The sequence below is a fragment of the Tissierellales bacterium genome, from assembly GCA_025210965.1.
Lineage (GTDB): Bacteria > Bacillota > Clostridia > Tissierellales > JAOAQY01 > JAOAQY01.
Genome location: JAOAQY010000160.1, coordinates 1 through 14,919, shown reverse-complemented (window position 1 = coordinate 14,919; position 14,919 = coordinate 1). Strand labels below are relative to the sequence as shown.

Sequence of the window (14,919 nt, the reverse complement as noted above, 5' to 3'; positions counted from 1 at the left end):
CTACAGATTCTCCTGTACCTAATCTTTCGTTTAATGTTCTTGTTATTGCCGCTGTTAATGTTGTTTTACCGTGGTCAACGTGACCAATTGTTCCAATATTAACGTGTGGCTTATTTCTTTCAAATTTACCTTTAGCCATTTTAAAAGCCTCCTCTAATTATCTATTTTTTAGCAACTTCTTCAGCGATGCTCTTTGGAACTTCTTCATAGTGATCGAATTCCATAGAGTAGTTTCCTCTACCTTGAGTAGCTGAACGTAGGTCAGTTGCATAACCAAACATTTCTGAAAGTGGAACAAATGCATTTACTGCTTTAATTCCATGTCTATCTTCAAAGCTATCTATTCTACCACGTCTTGAGCTTACATCACCCATAACGTCTCCCATATACTCTTCTGGTACTAATACTTCTACCTTAGAGAATGGCTCTAAAAGAATAGCTTGAGCTTGATTCATAGCCTTTTTAAACGCCATAGATCCAGCAACCTTAAATGCCATCTCTGAAGAATCGACATCATGGTAAGATCCATCATAAAGCGTTACTTTAAAGTCAATCACAGGGAAACCTGCAACTATACCACTCTTAGCAGCTTCTTGGATACCAGCATCAACAGCAGGGATATATTCTTTAGGAATAGATCCACCTTTGATCTCGTTAACAAACTCATAGCCTTTACCTGCTTCTTGAGGTTCAACTCTGATTTTAACGTGACCATATTGACCCTTACCACCTGATTGCTTAGCATATTTACAATCAATATCAGCATTGCCTTTGATTGTCTCTTTGTAAGCAACTTGTGGAGCACCAACGTTAGCTTCTACTTTAAATTCTCTCATCAAACGGTCAACGATGATCTCAAGGTGTAACTCACCCATACCAGCGATGATTGTTTGACCAGTTTCTTCATTAGTATATGTTTTGAATGTTGGATCTTCTTCAGCAAGTTTCTGAAGACCAATACCCATTTTTTCTTGTCCTGCTTTTGTTTTAGGCTCAATAGCTACTGCAATTACAGGCTCAGGGAATTCCATAGATTCCAATACGATTGGTGATTTTTCATCACATAATGTATCTCCTGTTGTAGTTATTTTCAAACCAACTGCTGCAGCGATATCACCAGCATAAACTTCAGTTATCTCTTCACGCTTGTTAGCATGCATTTGAAGAATACGACCGATTCTTTCTTTTTTACCCTTTGTAGAGTTAAATACGTAAGAACCTGATGTCATAATTCCAGAATAAACTCTAAAGAAAGCAAGCTTTCCAACAAATGGGTCAGTCATGATTTTAAATGCTAATGCAGAAAAATCTTCTTTATCAGATGTTTTTCTTGTGATTTCTTCTTCTGTATCAGCATCTGGATCCGTACCAGTAATTGGTGGGATTTCCAATGGTGATGGTAAGTAATCAACTATTGCATCCAATAATTTCTGTACACCTTTGTTTTTGTAAGCTGAACCACAAAGAACTGGAACTATTTGATTAGCAATTGTTGCTTTTCTAATAGCTTTCATGATATCTGCTTCAGCAACTTCTTCACCTTCTAAGAAACTCATCATAATTTCTTCATCCGTGTCAGCTAAAGCTTCAATTAATTTTTCTCTGTACTCAGCAGCTTTTTCAGCATATTCTGCTGGAATTTCTACTTCGTCAATTTTAGTTCCTAAATCATCTCTGTAGAAATAAGCTTTCATTTTTACCAAGTCAATGATTGCTGCAAAATCATCTTCTGCACCGATAGGCATTTGAATAGCTACAGCATTAGCTTTCAATCTTTCGTGCATTGTATCCAATGAATAGAAGAAATCAGCACCCATTTTGTCCATTTTGTTTACAAAACACATTCTAGGTACTTGATATTTTGAAGCTTGTCTCCAAACTGTTTCTGATTGAGGCTCAACACCACTTTTGGCATCGAATATTGCTACCGCACCATCAAGAACACGAAGTGCACGCTCAACCTCTACTGTAAAGTCCACGTGTCCAGGTGTATCAATGATGTTGATTCTATTTTGTCTCCACTGAGTTGTTGTTGCAGCAGATGTGATTGTAATACCTCTCTCTTGCTCTTGCTCCATCCAGTCCATTTGTGAAGCACCATCATGTGTTTCACCAATTTTATGAGTCTTACCAGAGTAATAAAGAATACGCTCTGTTGCAGTTGTTTTACCCGCGTCAATATGCGCCATGATACCGATATTACGCGTTTTTTCTAAAGAAAACTTTCTAGGCATAATTTGCCTCCCTTCTTAGACTCCTCTAATTCTTCTCATATACATAAGAGAAAGCGAGGTGACGCTTTCGTCACTCGCCTCCCAATTATTCTACCATCTGTAGTGTGCAAACGCTTTGTTAGCTTCAGCCATTTTGTGAGTGTCTTCTCTTTTCTTAACACTAGCACCTGTATCGTTCGCAGCATCCATAAGCTCTCTAGCAAGTCTCTCTCTCATAGTTCTCTCGCCTCTAGCTCTAGAATAAGTAGTTAACCATCTCAAACCTAAAGTCTGTCTTCTGTTTGGTCTAACTTCAACTGGAACTTGATATGTTGATCCACCAACACGTCTAGCTTTTACTTCCAATACTGGCATGATGTTGTCTAACGCTTTCTTGAATACTTCAAGTGCATCTTCTCCTGTTTGCTCTGCGATTATTTCAAACGCTCCGTAAACAATTTTTTGAGCAACACCTTTTTTACCATCTAACATGATGTTGTTAATTAATTTAGTTACAACCTTATCCTTATAAATAGGATCTGCCATAACTTCTCTTTTTGGTACATTTCCTTTTCTTGGCACTTTTCTTCCCTCCTTAAAACGATATGAATCGCTGGTACTCAGGCTGTCGCCTGTCGTGCACATGTATTTATATGATCATATATTTCTCAATATGTAATACACTTCAGCACTGTTTTAGTGTTTACCACTATTTTTTCTTAGGTTTCTTAGTTCCGTATTTAGAACGAGCTTGGTTTCTATTTTCAACACCAGCTGTATCTAATACACCACGAATAACGTGATATCTAACTCCTGGTAAGTCTTTTACTCTACCACCTCTTATAAGAACAACACTATGCTCTTGTAAGTTGTGTCCAATACCTGGAATGTAAGCAGTTACTTCCTCACCATTTGTAAGTCTAACTCTGGCTACCTTTCTCAAGGCTGAGTTAGGTTTTTTAGGAGTTACAGTTTTTACAGAAGTACAAACCCCTCTTTTTTGTGGTGAATAAGTCAAAGTCGCAGCCTTTTTCAAAGAGTTGAAACCATAGTTCATATGTCTTGAATTAGACTTTGTTGTTTTTGACTTTCTTCCTTTTCTAATCAATTGATTAATAGTTGGCACTATCGCCACCTCCTTCCAAAATTTGCTGTGTTTTTAATATAGCAACTGATGTCGCATTGACATCAATTTCAAACATTTTTCCGAGCTTAGACATTTTTTCAACTTGCTTGATTTTAATGCCTTTGCTCTCACATAATTCAATGATCCCTTTAATTATGTGGTAATTCGCATTCTTCGCAATCCAAACACTTTCGACCTCATCTTTCAACAAAGCCCTTCTAACTTGTCTTGCTCCAACTACAATTTCTTTAGCTTTCATACGCATGCCCCTCTCGCATCACAACGGGGGATTACTCCCCCGTCATAATCAAAGACAAATCATACTCGTACATTCTATCACTCAGCACTAAAGCTGTCAACTATTTCTTCATTAATTATTTTTGATTCAACAGCTATATTTTTGTATCTGCTTAATCCTGTACCTGCTGGTATTAATTTACCAATCAATACATTTTCCTTAAGTCCAACTAAATTATCAACTTTACCCTTAATTGCAGCCTCAGTCAACACTCTAGTTGTTTCCTGGAATGATGCAGCTGAAAGGAATGAATTAGTAGCAAGAGATGCCTTAGTTATACCTAACAATGTTCTCTCTCCAATTGCTGGAATTAAGCCTTCATCTTCCATCTTCTCATTTGCAGCTTCAAAACTTAATAAATCAACTAAACTTCCTGGTAATAATCCAGTATCTCCAGCATCATCAATTTTTACCTTATCCAACATCTGACGAACGATAACTTCAATATGTTTATCGTTGATATCAACACCCTGCATACGGTAAACACGCTGAACTTCTTTAACTATATATATCTGTACTCCAGTAACACCCTTGATTCTAAGGATATCATGTGGATTTACAGAACCATCTGTAATTTCATCTCCAGCTTCAAGATAATCGCCATCTTTAACTCTTACACGAGCTCCATAAGGAATAGTATAAGATTCCGAAGTACCATCTTGACCTGTAACAATTGCTTCTTTCTTCTTGCCTTCACTCATAGATACAATACCTGCTATTTCCGTAATAACAGCAAGACCTTTAGGCTTACGAGCTTCAAAAAGCTCCTCAACCCTTGGCAAACCTTGAGTGATGTCTCCACCAGCAACACCGCCGGTATGGAACGTTCTCATTGTAAGCTGAGTACCCGGCTCTCCGATTGACTGTGCTGCGATAACTCCTACCGCTTCTCCAACATCAACGATTCCACCAGTAGCTAAGTTTCGACCATAGCACTTAGCACAAACTCCCTGCTTAGCTTTACATGTAAGAACTGATCTTACCTTAACTTCTTCAATTCCAGCATCAACTATCTCTTGAGCCTTAATTTCAGTTATATAACCATTTCGCTCAACTATAACATCTCCTGTTTCTGGATGCACTATGTCTTCAAATGCAAAACGACCATCAATTCTTTCAAATAAATTTTCTATTTCTTCTTTTCCATCTTTGAACGCTCTAACTGTTATAAATCTATCTGAACCACAGTCATCTTCTCTAACAATTACTTCTTGACTGACATCAACTAAACGTCTAGTTAAGTATCCCGAGTCAGCAGTACGAAGTGCTGTATCGGCAAGTCCTTTACGAGCACCATGAGAAGATATAAAGAACTCAAGTACTGATAATCCTTCACGGAAATTAGAACGAACTGGAATTTCAACAGTTTTACCAGATGCATTTGCCATAAGTCCACGCATCGCAGCAAGCTGTTTAATCTGATTTCTACTACCACGGGCTCCAGACTTCGCCATGATATTTACGTTATTAAGCTCTTCCAAGCTATCCATAAGAGCATCGGCAACATCCTCTGTTGTCTGTCCCCAAATTTCTATAACTCTAGTATATCTTTCTTCATCAGAGATAAGACCTCTACGGAATGCTTTTTCATATTTATTTACAAGTTCATCTGCTTTTTTCATAAGATCTTTTTTAGCATCTGGAACTATGATATCACTGATAGCTATGGTAAGTGCAGCTAATGTAGAATAGTGATATCCTGTTGATTTCAAATAGTCTAGAAGCATTGCTGTAACTGTATTTCCATGTCTTCTAAAGCACTTGTCAATAATTTTACCCAGCATTTTTTTATCTACAACACAGTCAACTTCTAATGCATACGCATCTTTACTTCTATCAACAAATCCTAAATCTTGAGGAATTCCTTGGTTGAATATAAATCTTCCAACGGTATTCTCGACAATTTGACCTGGATCTTCATCATTTAACTTGCATCTAACCTTAACCATTGAATGGAAATCTACAATGTTATTTTGATATGCTAAGAACATTTCATCATAATCTTTAAATGCCATTCCATTACCTTTATCACTTGGAACATCTAATGTTAAATAGTAACTTCCAAGAACCATATCCTGTGAAGGCGTAGTAATAGGCTTTCCATCCTTAGGTGCCAATATATTGTTTACTGATAGTAACATAAATCTAGCTTCAGCCTGTGCCTCTGATGATAATGGTAAATGGACCGCCATCTGGTCACCATCAAAGTCTGCATTATACGCAGTACAAACTAGTGGATGTAGTTTTATAGCTTTACCCTCTACTATGATTGGTTCGAAAGCTTGTATACCAAGTCTATGAAGCGTCGGCGCACGGTTAAGAAGTACAGTATGGCCCTTAATTACTTCTTCAAGTATGCCCCATACTATTTCTTTCGCCTTTGCTACCATTCTCTTAGCACTCTTAATATTGTGAGCATGTCCTTCTTCAACAAGTTTACGCATAACAAAAGGCTTGAACAATTCAAGTGCCATCTTTTTAGGTAAACCACATTGATAGAATTTAAGTTCTGGTCCAACAACGATTACAGAACGACCAGAATAGTCAACACGCTTTCCAAGAAGGTTCTGTCTGAAACGACCTTGCTTTCCTTTAAGCATATCTGAAAGTGATTTAAGAGGTCTATTTCCTGGTCCAGTAACTGGTTTTCCTCGTCTACCATTGTCTATAAGAGCATCTACTGCTTCTTGAAGCATACGCTTTTCATTTCTTACAATGATATTAGGAGCTCCTAAATCTAAAAGTCTCTTCAATCTATTATTTCTATTTATAACTCTTCTATATAAATCATTCAAGTCAGAAGTCGCAAACCTACCACCATCTAATTGTACCATTGGTCTTAAATCTGGTGGTATTACTGGAATTGCATCTAAAATCATCCACGATGGATTATTACCTGAAGTTCTAAATGCTTCTATAACTTCAAGTCTTCTAACTATTCTAATTTTCTTTTGACCTGAGCTATCCTCTAAATCTTTTTGTAATTGTCTAGATTCTTGCTCTAAATCTATTTTCTCTAAAAGCGCTTTAACTGCTTCGGCACCCATCTCTGCTCTAAATCTAGTACCATATGTTTCATAAGCATCATTAAATTCATTTTCTGTAAGTATTTGTTTCTCCATTAAAGGAGTATCTCCTGCATCTGTAACTATATACGATGCAAAATACAATACTTTTTCTAGTGAACGAGGTGACATATCTAACAAAAGTCCCATTCTACTTGGTATTCCTTTAAAATACCAAATATGAGATACTGGTGCAGCCAATTCTATATGACCCATTCTCTCTCTTCTTACTTTTGCTTTTGTAACTTCAACTCCACAACGATCACAAATTACACCTTTGTATCTAACTCTTTTATATTTACCACAGTGACATTCCCAATCTTTAGTTGGTCCAAAAATTCTTTCGCAAAAAAGACCATCTTTCTCTGGCTTCAATGTTCTATAGTTAATAGTTTCTGGCTTTTTAACCTCTCCGTAAGACCACGAACGTATTTTTTCTGGAGAAGCTAATCCAATTTTTATTGCATCAAAGTTATTTAGTTCTAACAAGGGGCTTTCTCTCCCTTCTCTCTAATAAATTATATGGTAACTGCAAGCGCACAGCCTCAAGTGCGCTTGCATATATTTAATTAATCTTCAAAATCATCTTCAAAATTTTCTTCAAAAATTTCATCCTCGCTAATCTCTTCATCAAGGATTTCTTCTTCGATTATTTCTTCTTCAACAACTTCTTCTTCGTTATCTATATCTTCAGCATTCTCTGGAGCTACTATATGCTCTCTCTCTAGCTTGATTTCTTCATCATTATCAATAACAGTAATATCCAATGATAAACTTTGTAATTCCTTAATCAATACTTTGAAAGATTCTGGTATTCCTGATTCAGGAATATTTTCACCCTTTACAATAGCTTCATACGTTTTAACACGACCTACAACATCGTCAGATTTAACAGTCAATATCTCTTGAAGTATGTGAGCAGCACCATATGCTTGTAATGCCCAAACCTCCATCTCTCCAAAACGCTGACCACCAAATTGTGCCTTACCACCTAGTGGCTGTTGTGTTACTAGTGAATAAGGTCCAGTTGAACGAGCATGTATTTTAGCATCAACCATGTGGTGAAGTTTTAGCATATACATGTATCCTACCGTTACAGGATTAGCAAAATCTTCACCTGTACGACCATCTCTAAGCTGAATCTTTCCATTTTTAGGTATTCCACCAGCTTCAAATGCTTGTTCTATATCTTCAAAGTGAGCTCCATCAAATACTGGAGTAGCTATATGCCATCCCAAAGTCTTAGATGCAAAGCCAAGATGAACCTCAAGAACCTGTCCGATATTCATACGTGAAGGTACACCTAGTGGGTTCAATACAACTTGAAGTGGCGTTCCATCTGGCATAAATGGCATATCTTCTTCTGCCATTATTCTGGAAACAACACCCTTATTACCATGGCGTCCACACATCTTATCACCAACCATCATTTTACGCTTAGTCGCTATATATACACGAACTAATTCGTTTACTCCTGGTGGTAATTCGTCTCCGTTCTCTCTAGTAAATACTTTTACGTCTACTATAATACCTTTTTGTCCATGTGGCACTTTAAGAGATGTGTCGCGAACTTCTCTTGCTTTTTCTCCAAATATTGCTCTTAAAAGTCTCTCCTCTGCCGTAAGCTCAGTTTCTCCTTTTGGAGTTACCTTTCCTACCATTATATCTCCAGGGCCAACTTCAGCTCCAATTCTTATAATTCCTCTAGCATCTAGATTCTTGAGAGCTTCTTCACCAACATTTGGTATATCTCTTGTTATTTCCTCTGGTCCTAATTTAGTATCTCTTGCTTCTGACTCATACTCTTCAATATGAATAGAAGTAAATACATCATTTTTAACCATATTTTCATTAAGAAGAACCGCATCCTCAAAGTTGTATCCTTCCCAAGTCATAAATCCAATCAAAAGGTTCTTACCTAAACTAATTTCACCTAGTTGAGTTGCAGGTCCATCGGCTATTACCTCTCCCTTTTTAATGAATTCACCTCTCTTAACGATAGGTCTTTGATTTATACATGTCCCTTGATTTGATCGTTTAAATTTAAGCAGTTTATAACGGTCTATTCCGCCATCTTCTGCACGTTTAACCAATACTTCATCAGCAGTAACTCTGTGAACAGTACCATTGTTTTTACACTGAACAACAGCTCCTGAATCTAATCCAGCTTTATACTCCATTCCAGTAGCAACTATTGGTGCTTCTGGTCTCAATAAAGGTACTGCCTGACGCTGCATGTTCGCACCCATAAGAGCACGGTTGGCATCATCGTTTTCCAAGAAAGGAATCATAGCCGTCGCAACTGAAACTACCTGTCTTGGAGAAACGTCCATGTAATCAACACTATGTTTTGATACAAGGTCAAATGTACCTTTCTCAGCTCTTACAGTAATTCTATCATTTATAAAGTATCCATTTTCATCTAATGGTTCATTCGCCTGTGAAACAATGAAGTTATCTTCTACATCTGCAGTTAGGTACTCTATCTCAGAAGTAGCACGACCCTCTTCTCTGTCAACACGTCTATACGGAGTCTCAATGAATCCATATTCGTTTATTCTAGCATAACTCGCAAGTGAGTTAATCAAACCGATATTCGGACCCTCAGGTGTTTCGATAGGACACATTCTTCCATAATGAGAAGCATGAACGTCTCGAACCTCAAATCCAGCACGATCTCTTGATAAACCACCAGGTCCAAGAGCCGACATTCTTCGTTTGTGTGTTAATTCAGCTAGTGGATTCGTTTGATCCATAAACTGTGATAACTGCGAACTTCCGAAAAATTCCTTAATAGCTGCTGCAACTGGTCTAATATTTATAAGTGCCTGTGGAGTTGTAATATCTATGTCTTGAATAGTCATTCTTTCTTTTACTACTCTTTCCATTCTAGATAAACCAATTCTAAATTGATTTTGTAAAAGCTCTCCAACACTTCTAACTCTTCTGTTTCCTAAGTGATCTATATCATCAGTATTTCCAATGAAATCAATTAGGTTTAATTGATAACTTATAGATGCAACTATATCATCAATAATAATGTGCTTTGGTGAAAGCTCTCTAGCTCTCTTTGTAATCTCTGATTTAAGTTCATCTTCATCATCTGCAAATTCATCAACAATTTGCTTATATACTGGATAATAAATTTTTTCTTTAAAACCAGCATTTTCTAATATCTCTCTGTGAGCAGTTCTCTTAACTTCAATGAAATGGTTTCCTATGATTCTAGCTATTCTACCATCATCTAATTGAACTTCAACTTGTTTTACTCCAGCAGTCTCAATAACTCTAGCCATTTCAAATGAAATTTTTTCTCCACCTTCAACTAAAATTTCTCCAGTTTCAGGATCGATTATGTTAGCTGCTGCAACTTGACCACGTAGTCTTTGACTAAGTGCTAATTTTTTGTTGAATTTATATCTACCAACTTTTGCCAAATCATATCTTTTTGGATCAAAAAACAAAGAATTCAAAAGAGATCTAGCGCTATCTACTGCAGGTGGCTCACCTGGTCTTAAACGCTTATAAACTTCAATTAAACCTTCTTCTTCATTTTTCGCGCTATCCTTCTCTAAAGTGTTAAGTAGCGCTGTGTGCTCTCCAAATACATCCATAATCTCTGCATTTGTACCAATTCCCAATGCTCTTACAAGAACTGTAAGTGGTAGTTTTCTAGTTCTATCGATTCTGACATGTAAGATATCATTTGAATCATTTTCATACTCTAACCATGCACCTCTATTAGGTATCACAGTTGATGAATACAATTCCTTACCTGTCTTATCTCTAGCCATAGAATAGTAAACGCCAGGGGATCTAACCAATTGGCTTACAATAACCCTTTCCGCTCCATTTATGATGAACGTTCCTCTGTCTGTCATTAGAGGAAAATCACCCATAAATACTTCTTGCTCTTTTACTTCTCCCGTTTCTCTGTTAATCAATCGTACTCGAACCTTTAGCGGCGCTGCATAGTTTGCATCTCGCTCTTTTGATTCCTCTACATCGTATTTTACTTCATCAGATATATAGTAATCAACAAACTCAAGTATAAGATTACCTGTATAATCTTGAATCGGTGAAATGTCTTCAAAGACTTCTTTTAAGCCCTCTTTTACAAACCACTCATACGACTTTTTCTGTACTTCAATCAAATCTGGTAATTCTAATACCTCATCAATCTTCGAGTAACTCATCCTAACACGCTTGCCATTATTAATAGGATGCACCATGTAATTCACCCCTTATCCAAAGTAGCATAAACTATAAATTCATGCTTATAATAAAAAAATCATGTTCCTTCGAAAGTGTTTTAATACACACTCCTAGACAATACATGATTCTACCATATATACACTATGTTGTCAATGCTTTATGAGAAATACTTATAGTATTTTCTTTTATCACTGATGACAGTTTTGCATTAAACAAGATTCTCATCAACGATAAAAAGAAGTTAAAATGATAAAAAATAAAAGACACCTTTTGCAGATGTCTTTTATGAAAAATTATTTTAATTCGATGCTTCCGCCTGCTTCTTCAATCTTAGTTTTGATTTCTTCAGCTTCGTCTTTAGCAACCGCTTCTTTAAGAGTTCCAGGAGCTCCATCAACTAATGCTTTAGCTTCTTTAAGTCCTAAACCAGTTACTTCTCTAACTACTTTGATTACCTGAATTTTCTTAGCGCCAGCGCTAGTTAAGATTACGTCAAATTCAGTTTTCTCTTCAGCGCCACCTGCTGCTGCGCCACCTGCTGCTCCTGCAACCATAACTGGTGCAGCCGCACTTACTTCAAATTCTTCTTCGATAGCTTTAACTAGTTCTGATAATTCAAGAACTGAAAGCTCTTTAACAGCTTCAATAATATTTGTAATTTTTTCTGCCATTTTATATTCCCTCCATTTTATCTTTATTCTAATTTTTTTATTCTGCTACTGGTTCTGCATCTTCTTTGTCAACGATTGCTTGGATCGCTCTAGCAAACTTGACGATAGAAGCATTTAAGCCAACAGCCAATTGAGTAAGTAGATGCTCTTTTGATGGTAAGTTTGCAATAGCTGAAATTTTCGCTAAATCCATTACTTCTCCATCAACGATACCTGCTTTAATCTCTAATTTTTCATGATTTTTTGCAAAATCATTAGCAGTTTTTGCAGCTGCTACTGAATCCTCTTTTGAGATAGCAATAGCATTTGGTCCTACTAAGAATTCTTCAAATGCATCATATCCTGCCTCTTTGAATGCAAATTTCATCAAAGAGTTTTTGTATACCTTTAGCTCAACACCCGCTTCAGTACATTTCTTTCTAAGCTCTGTAACTTCTTCAACATTAAGACCTCTATAGTCTACCAATACAACTGATTGTGCTTCTTCGATCTTAGCTTTGATTTCTTGTACCATAGCTTTCTTTTGTTCTAGGATTTGTTGATTCATTCTCGACACCTCCTCATAAGTCTAATTAAAAAACGCTTCCCCTAGACAGACAGGGAAGCGCTAAAAACTCAATAAAATAATTTATATCGTCTATAACCTCGGTAGGCCTTTTAAGCTCTCGCCCCTACTGTCTGTGGTTCATTATTCATTTCTCACTCTTATAAGTTTACCACACAAAAATACTCTTGTCAAGCTTTTTATGCACCCATAATTTTTGATCCATTAACTCTAACGCCAGGACCCATTGTACTAGAAATACTAACGCTCTTCAAGTACTTACCTTTAGCAGATGCTGGCTTAGCTTTAACTATAGCATCCATTAAAGTTTTAAAGTTTTCATCCAATTGTGTTTGCTCGAAAGAAGCTTTTCCGATTGGAACGTGAATAATATTTGTTTTATCTAATCTATATTCTACTTTTCCAGCTTTGATTTCTTTAACAGCTTTTTCAACATCGAAAGTTACTGTTCCAGACTTAGGATTTGGCATTAAACCTTTTGGTCCTAATACTCTACCTAATCTACCGATAACGCCCATCATATCTGGTGTAGCTACGATAACATCGAAATCAAACCAGTTTTCTTTTTGGATTTTATCTACAATTTCGTTTTCGCCGAAGAAATCTGCTCCTGCAGCTTCAGCTTCTTTTAATTTGTCACCTTTAGCAACAACAAGTACCTTTTTAGTTTTACCTGTACCATGTGGTAAAACAATAGCACCTCTAACTTGTTGATCAGCATGTCTACCGTCAACACCTAATTTAACTGATACTTCAATTGTTTCATCAAATTTCGCTTTAGCGTTATCTTTAACTAACTTAAGAGCTTCTTCAGCATCATAAAGTTTAGCTTTATCTACTGCTTTAAGCGCTTCTTCATATCTTTTTCCATGCTTTGGCATTTTCATTCCTCCTTGTGGTATTAGCGGTTTTACCTCCCACTATTTAAAACTTATTCTACTTCGATACCCATACTTCTTGCAGTTCCAGCAACCATGCTCATAGCAGCTTCTACTGTGTTTGCATTTAAGTCAGGCATTTTTGTTTCAGCAATCTTTCTGATAGCATCTGAATTTAATTTTGCAACCTTCTTTTTGTTAGGTTCTCCAGAAGCAGTCTCAAGACCTGCCGCTTTCTTTAACAACACCGCTACAGGTGGAGTTTTTGTGATAAAACTAAAAGATCTATCTTGATATACAGTCAATACAACTGGAATAATCATACCAGGTTGATCAGCAGTTTTTGCATTAAATTCTTTACAGAATCCCATGATGTTAACACCATGTGGACCTAATGCAGTACCTACTGGTGGAGCTGGTGTTGCCTTTCCAGCTGGAATTTGTAATTTTACAACAGCCATTACTTTTTTAGCCATTTGTGCACCTCCTCATTTATTTGTAATTTATATTTTCTCTGCTTGGTCGTAATCTAGTTCAACTAGTGTTTCTCTTCCAAACATAGATATAAACACTTTAAGTTTCCTTTTTTCTGGAATTAAGCTCTCTACTTTTCCTACAAAATCTTCGAAAGGACCCGAAACCACTTGAACTGAATCTCCAATATTAAGATCAATCTCAGGCAACACTTCGTGAATACCCATATTCTTCATCTCAATAGCTGTAAGTGGAACCGGCTTAGATCCTGGTCCTACAAAACCCGTAACTCCACGAGTGTTTCGAACCAAATACCATGTCTTTTCGTTCATAACCATTTTGATAATAACATATCCCGGGAATTTTTTTCTTTCTTTAACTTTCTTCTTCCCATCTTTGATTTCGACACATTCTTCAATAGGAACCCTTACTTCCAATACCTGATCCTGCATGCCACGATTTTCAACCAACTTTTCTATATTGGCTTGAACTTTCTTCTCGTGACCGGAATATGTATGAACTACATACCATTTTGCATTTTCCGACATTTCATTCATACTTTACGGACTAATAGTCCTTCCTCCCAACATTTTCATATTATTTAACAATAAGTCCTATCAAAGATTGAAAACCTAAGTCTAAAACACCTATAAATAAAGACATAAACACACACATAGTAATAACTATAATAGTGTGATTTACCAAAGTCTTCGAACTAGGCCAGCTAACTTTTTTCATTTCAGACTTAACACCTTTAAAAAATCCTATCTTTTTCTCATTGTCTTTCGACACTGCTTGGCTTGACATCAGCTTCACATCCTCACTTAGTATTTTTAAACTCTACTTAGTTTCTTTGTGAACTGTATGTTTCTTACAGAATCTGCAATATTTTTTCAGTTCAATTCTGTCTGGGTTATTTCTTTTATTTTTAGTTGTATTGTAATTTCTCTGCTTACATTCAGTACAAGCTAGAATCACTTTATCTCTCATACTGTTACACCTCCTAATTTCGAGCTATTTATATTTAACTATGCTATTATTGAATATCTTATAGACATAAGTACTCTATAATAACCACACTACTCTATATAAATTATCACAAATGAAATAGCGTGTCAAGATTTTTCTGCATTCCACGTTAAAAAAGTAGCATAATTAGTTTATACATTTTCCTCGATATTGTCAAGCTTTTGTTGCTTTTATTTTAGCTATTTTTTGAGCTTTTCCTCACTACTCTTTCAGAAATAAAAAAGACCCCCAAAATAGGAGATCTTTTTTAAAGCCTAAGCTATAATTACTTGATGATTTCAGCTACAACGCCAGCACCAACTGTTCTTCCACCCTCACGGATAGCGAACTTAAGTCCTTTTTCCATTGCAATTGGAGTTATTAACTCAATTGTAAATGTTGCGTT

General features: G+C 36.4%; 15 protein-coding genes and 1 other annotated feature. All 15 genes read right to left on the bottom strand.

Features of this window, described 5'->3' with window-relative positions; translation table 11 throughout:
* A partial coding sequence (locus N4A40_11380) for a GTP-binding protein (protein MCT4662454.1) occupies positions 1-139 on the bottom strand: 139 nt, incomplete at its 3' end.
* Between the two features lie 22 nt (positions 140-161).
* Positions 162-2,234, bottom strand: a complete 2,073-nt coding sequence (fusA, locus tag N4A40_11375; protein MCT4662453.1) for an elongation factor G — start codon at positions 2,232-2,234, stop codon at positions 162-164.
* A 90-nt stretch (positions 2,235-2,324) separates the two neighbouring features.
* Positions 2,325-2,795, bottom strand: a complete 471-nt coding sequence (gene rpsG / locus N4A40_11370) for a 30S ribosomal protein S7 (protein ID MCT4662452.1) — start codon at positions 2,793-2,795, stop codon at positions 2,325-2,327.
* Between the two features lie 127 nt (positions 2,796-2,922).
* Positions 2,923-3,339: a 30S ribosomal protein S12 gene (gene rpsL / locus N4A40_11365; protein ID MCT4662451.1), complete on the bottom strand. Its 417-nt coding sequence runs from the start codon at positions 3,337-3,339 to the stop codon at positions 2,923-2,925.
* Entirely contained in the window at positions 3,326-3,598 is a 273-nt protein-coding gene (locus tag N4A40_11360; GenBank protein ID MCT4662450.1) for a ribosomal L7Ae/L30e/S12e/Gadd45 family protein, read from the bottom strand. Before N4A40_11360 ends, rpsL begins: the two co-directional genes overlap by 14 nt.
* Positions 3,599-3,675: 77 nt before the next feature.
* Positions 3,676-7,191: a DNA-directed RNA polymerase subunit beta' gene (gene rpoC / locus N4A40_11355; GenBank protein ID MCT4662449.1), complete on the bottom strand. Its 3,516-nt coding sequence runs from the start codon at positions 7,189-7,191 to the stop codon at positions 3,676-3,678.
* An 80-nt stretch (positions 7,192-7,271) separates the two neighbouring features.
* Positions 7,272-10,934 (bottom strand): DNA-directed RNA polymerase subunit beta, encoded by a 3,663-nt coding sequence (rpoB, locus tag N4A40_11350; GenBank protein MCT4662448.1) that lies wholly within the window; start codon positions 10,932-10,934, stop codon positions 7,272-7,274.
* A 276-nt stretch (positions 10,935-11,210) separates the two neighbouring features.
* Complete coding sequence (gene rplL, locus N4A40_11345; GenBank protein ID MCT4662447.1) at positions 11,211-11,588, bottom strand: 50S ribosomal protein L7/L12; 378 nt, start codon at positions 11,586-11,588, stop codon at positions 11,211-11,213.
* A 37-nt stretch (positions 11,589-11,625) separates the two neighbouring features.
* Positions 11,626-12,135: a 50S ribosomal protein L10 gene (gene rplJ / locus N4A40_11340; protein MCT4662446.1), complete on the bottom strand. Its 510-nt coding sequence runs from the start codon at positions 12,133-12,135 to the stop codon at positions 11,626-11,628.
* A gap of 18 nt (positions 12,136-12,153) precedes the next feature.
* Positions 12,154-12,290: a sequence feature (ribosomal protein L10 leader region), on the bottom strand.
* 42 nt (positions 12,291-12,332) lie between these two features.
* On the bottom strand, positions 12,333-13,034 hold the full coding sequence (rplA, locus tag N4A40_11335) for a 50S ribosomal protein L1 (protein MCT4662445.1): 702 nt from the start codon (positions 13,032-13,034) through the stop codon (positions 12,333-12,335).
* A 50-nt stretch (positions 13,035-13,084) separates the two neighbouring features.
* The gene (gene rplK / locus N4A40_11330) at positions 13,085-13,507 is read right to left on the bottom strand and encodes a 50S ribosomal protein L11 (GenBank protein MCT4662444.1); all 423 of its coding nucleotides are present in this window, start codon (positions 13,505-13,507) and stop codon (positions 13,085-13,087) included.
* A gap of 27 nt (positions 13,508-13,534) precedes the next feature.
* Complete coding sequence (nusG, locus tag N4A40_11325; GenBank protein ID MCT4662443.1) at positions 13,535-14,062, bottom strand: transcription termination/antitermination protein NusG; 528 nt, start codon at positions 14,060-14,062, stop codon at positions 13,535-13,537.
* A gap of 40 nt (positions 14,063-14,102) precedes the next feature.
* Positions 14,103-14,312, bottom strand: a complete 210-nt coding sequence (gene secE / locus N4A40_11320) for a preprotein translocase subunit SecE (GenBank protein ID MCT4662442.1) — start codon at positions 14,310-14,312, stop codon at positions 14,103-14,105.
* A 33-nt stretch (positions 14,313-14,345) separates the two neighbouring features.
* The gene (gene rpmG / locus N4A40_11315) at positions 14,346-14,495 is read right to left on the bottom strand and encodes a 50S ribosomal protein L33 (protein ID MCT4662441.1); all 150 of its coding nucleotides are present in this window, start codon (positions 14,493-14,495) and stop codon (positions 14,346-14,348) included.
* Positions 14,496-14,799: 304 nt separating this feature from the next.
* A partial coding sequence (locus N4A40_11310; GenBank protein MCT4662440.1) for an elongation factor Tu occupies positions 14,800-14,919 on the bottom strand: 120 nt, incomplete at its 5' end.

What these genes read in the sequence shown, in the direction of transcription:
- rpmG (MCT4662441.1), bottom strand. Translation starts at nt 14,495, where the DNA reads ATGAGAGATAAAGTGATTCTAGCTTGTACTGAATGTAAGCAGAGAAAT.
- rpoB (MCT4662448.1), bottom strand. Translation starts at nt 10,934, where the DNA reads ATGGTGCATCCTATTAATAATGGCAAGCGTGTTAGGATGAGTTACTCG.
- N4A40_11360 (MCT4662450.1), bottom strand. Translation starts at nt 3,598, where the DNA reads ATGAAAGCTAAAGAAATTGTAGTTGGAGCAAGACAAGTTAGAAGGGCT.
- nusG (MCT4662443.1), bottom strand. Translation starts at nt 14,062, where the DNA reads ATGAATGAAATGTCGGAAAATGCAAAATGGTATGTAGTTCATACATAT.
- rplL (MCT4662447.1), bottom strand. Translation starts at nt 11,588, where the DNA reads ATGGCAGAAAAAATTACAAATATTATTGAAGCTGTTAAAGAGCTTTCA.
- rplK (MCT4662444.1), bottom strand. Translation starts at nt 13,507, where the DNA reads ATGGCTAAAAAAGTAATGGCTGTTGTAAAATTACAAATTCCAGCTGGA.
- fusA (MCT4662453.1), bottom strand. Translation starts at nt 2,234, where the DNA reads ATGCCTAGAAAGTTTTCTTTAGAAAAAACGCGTAATATCGGTATCATG.
- secE (MCT4662442.1), bottom strand. Translation starts at nt 14,312, where the DNA reads ATGTCAAGCCAAGCAGTGTCGAAAGACAATGAGAAAAAGATAGGATTT.
- rplJ (MCT4662446.1), bottom strand. Translation starts at nt 12,135, where the DNA reads ATGAATCAACAAATCCTAGAACAAAAGAAAGCTATGGTACAAGAAATC.
- rplA (MCT4662445.1), bottom strand. Translation starts at nt 13,034, where the DNA reads ATGCCAAAGCATGGAAAAAGATATGAAGAAGCGCTTAAAGCAGTAGAT.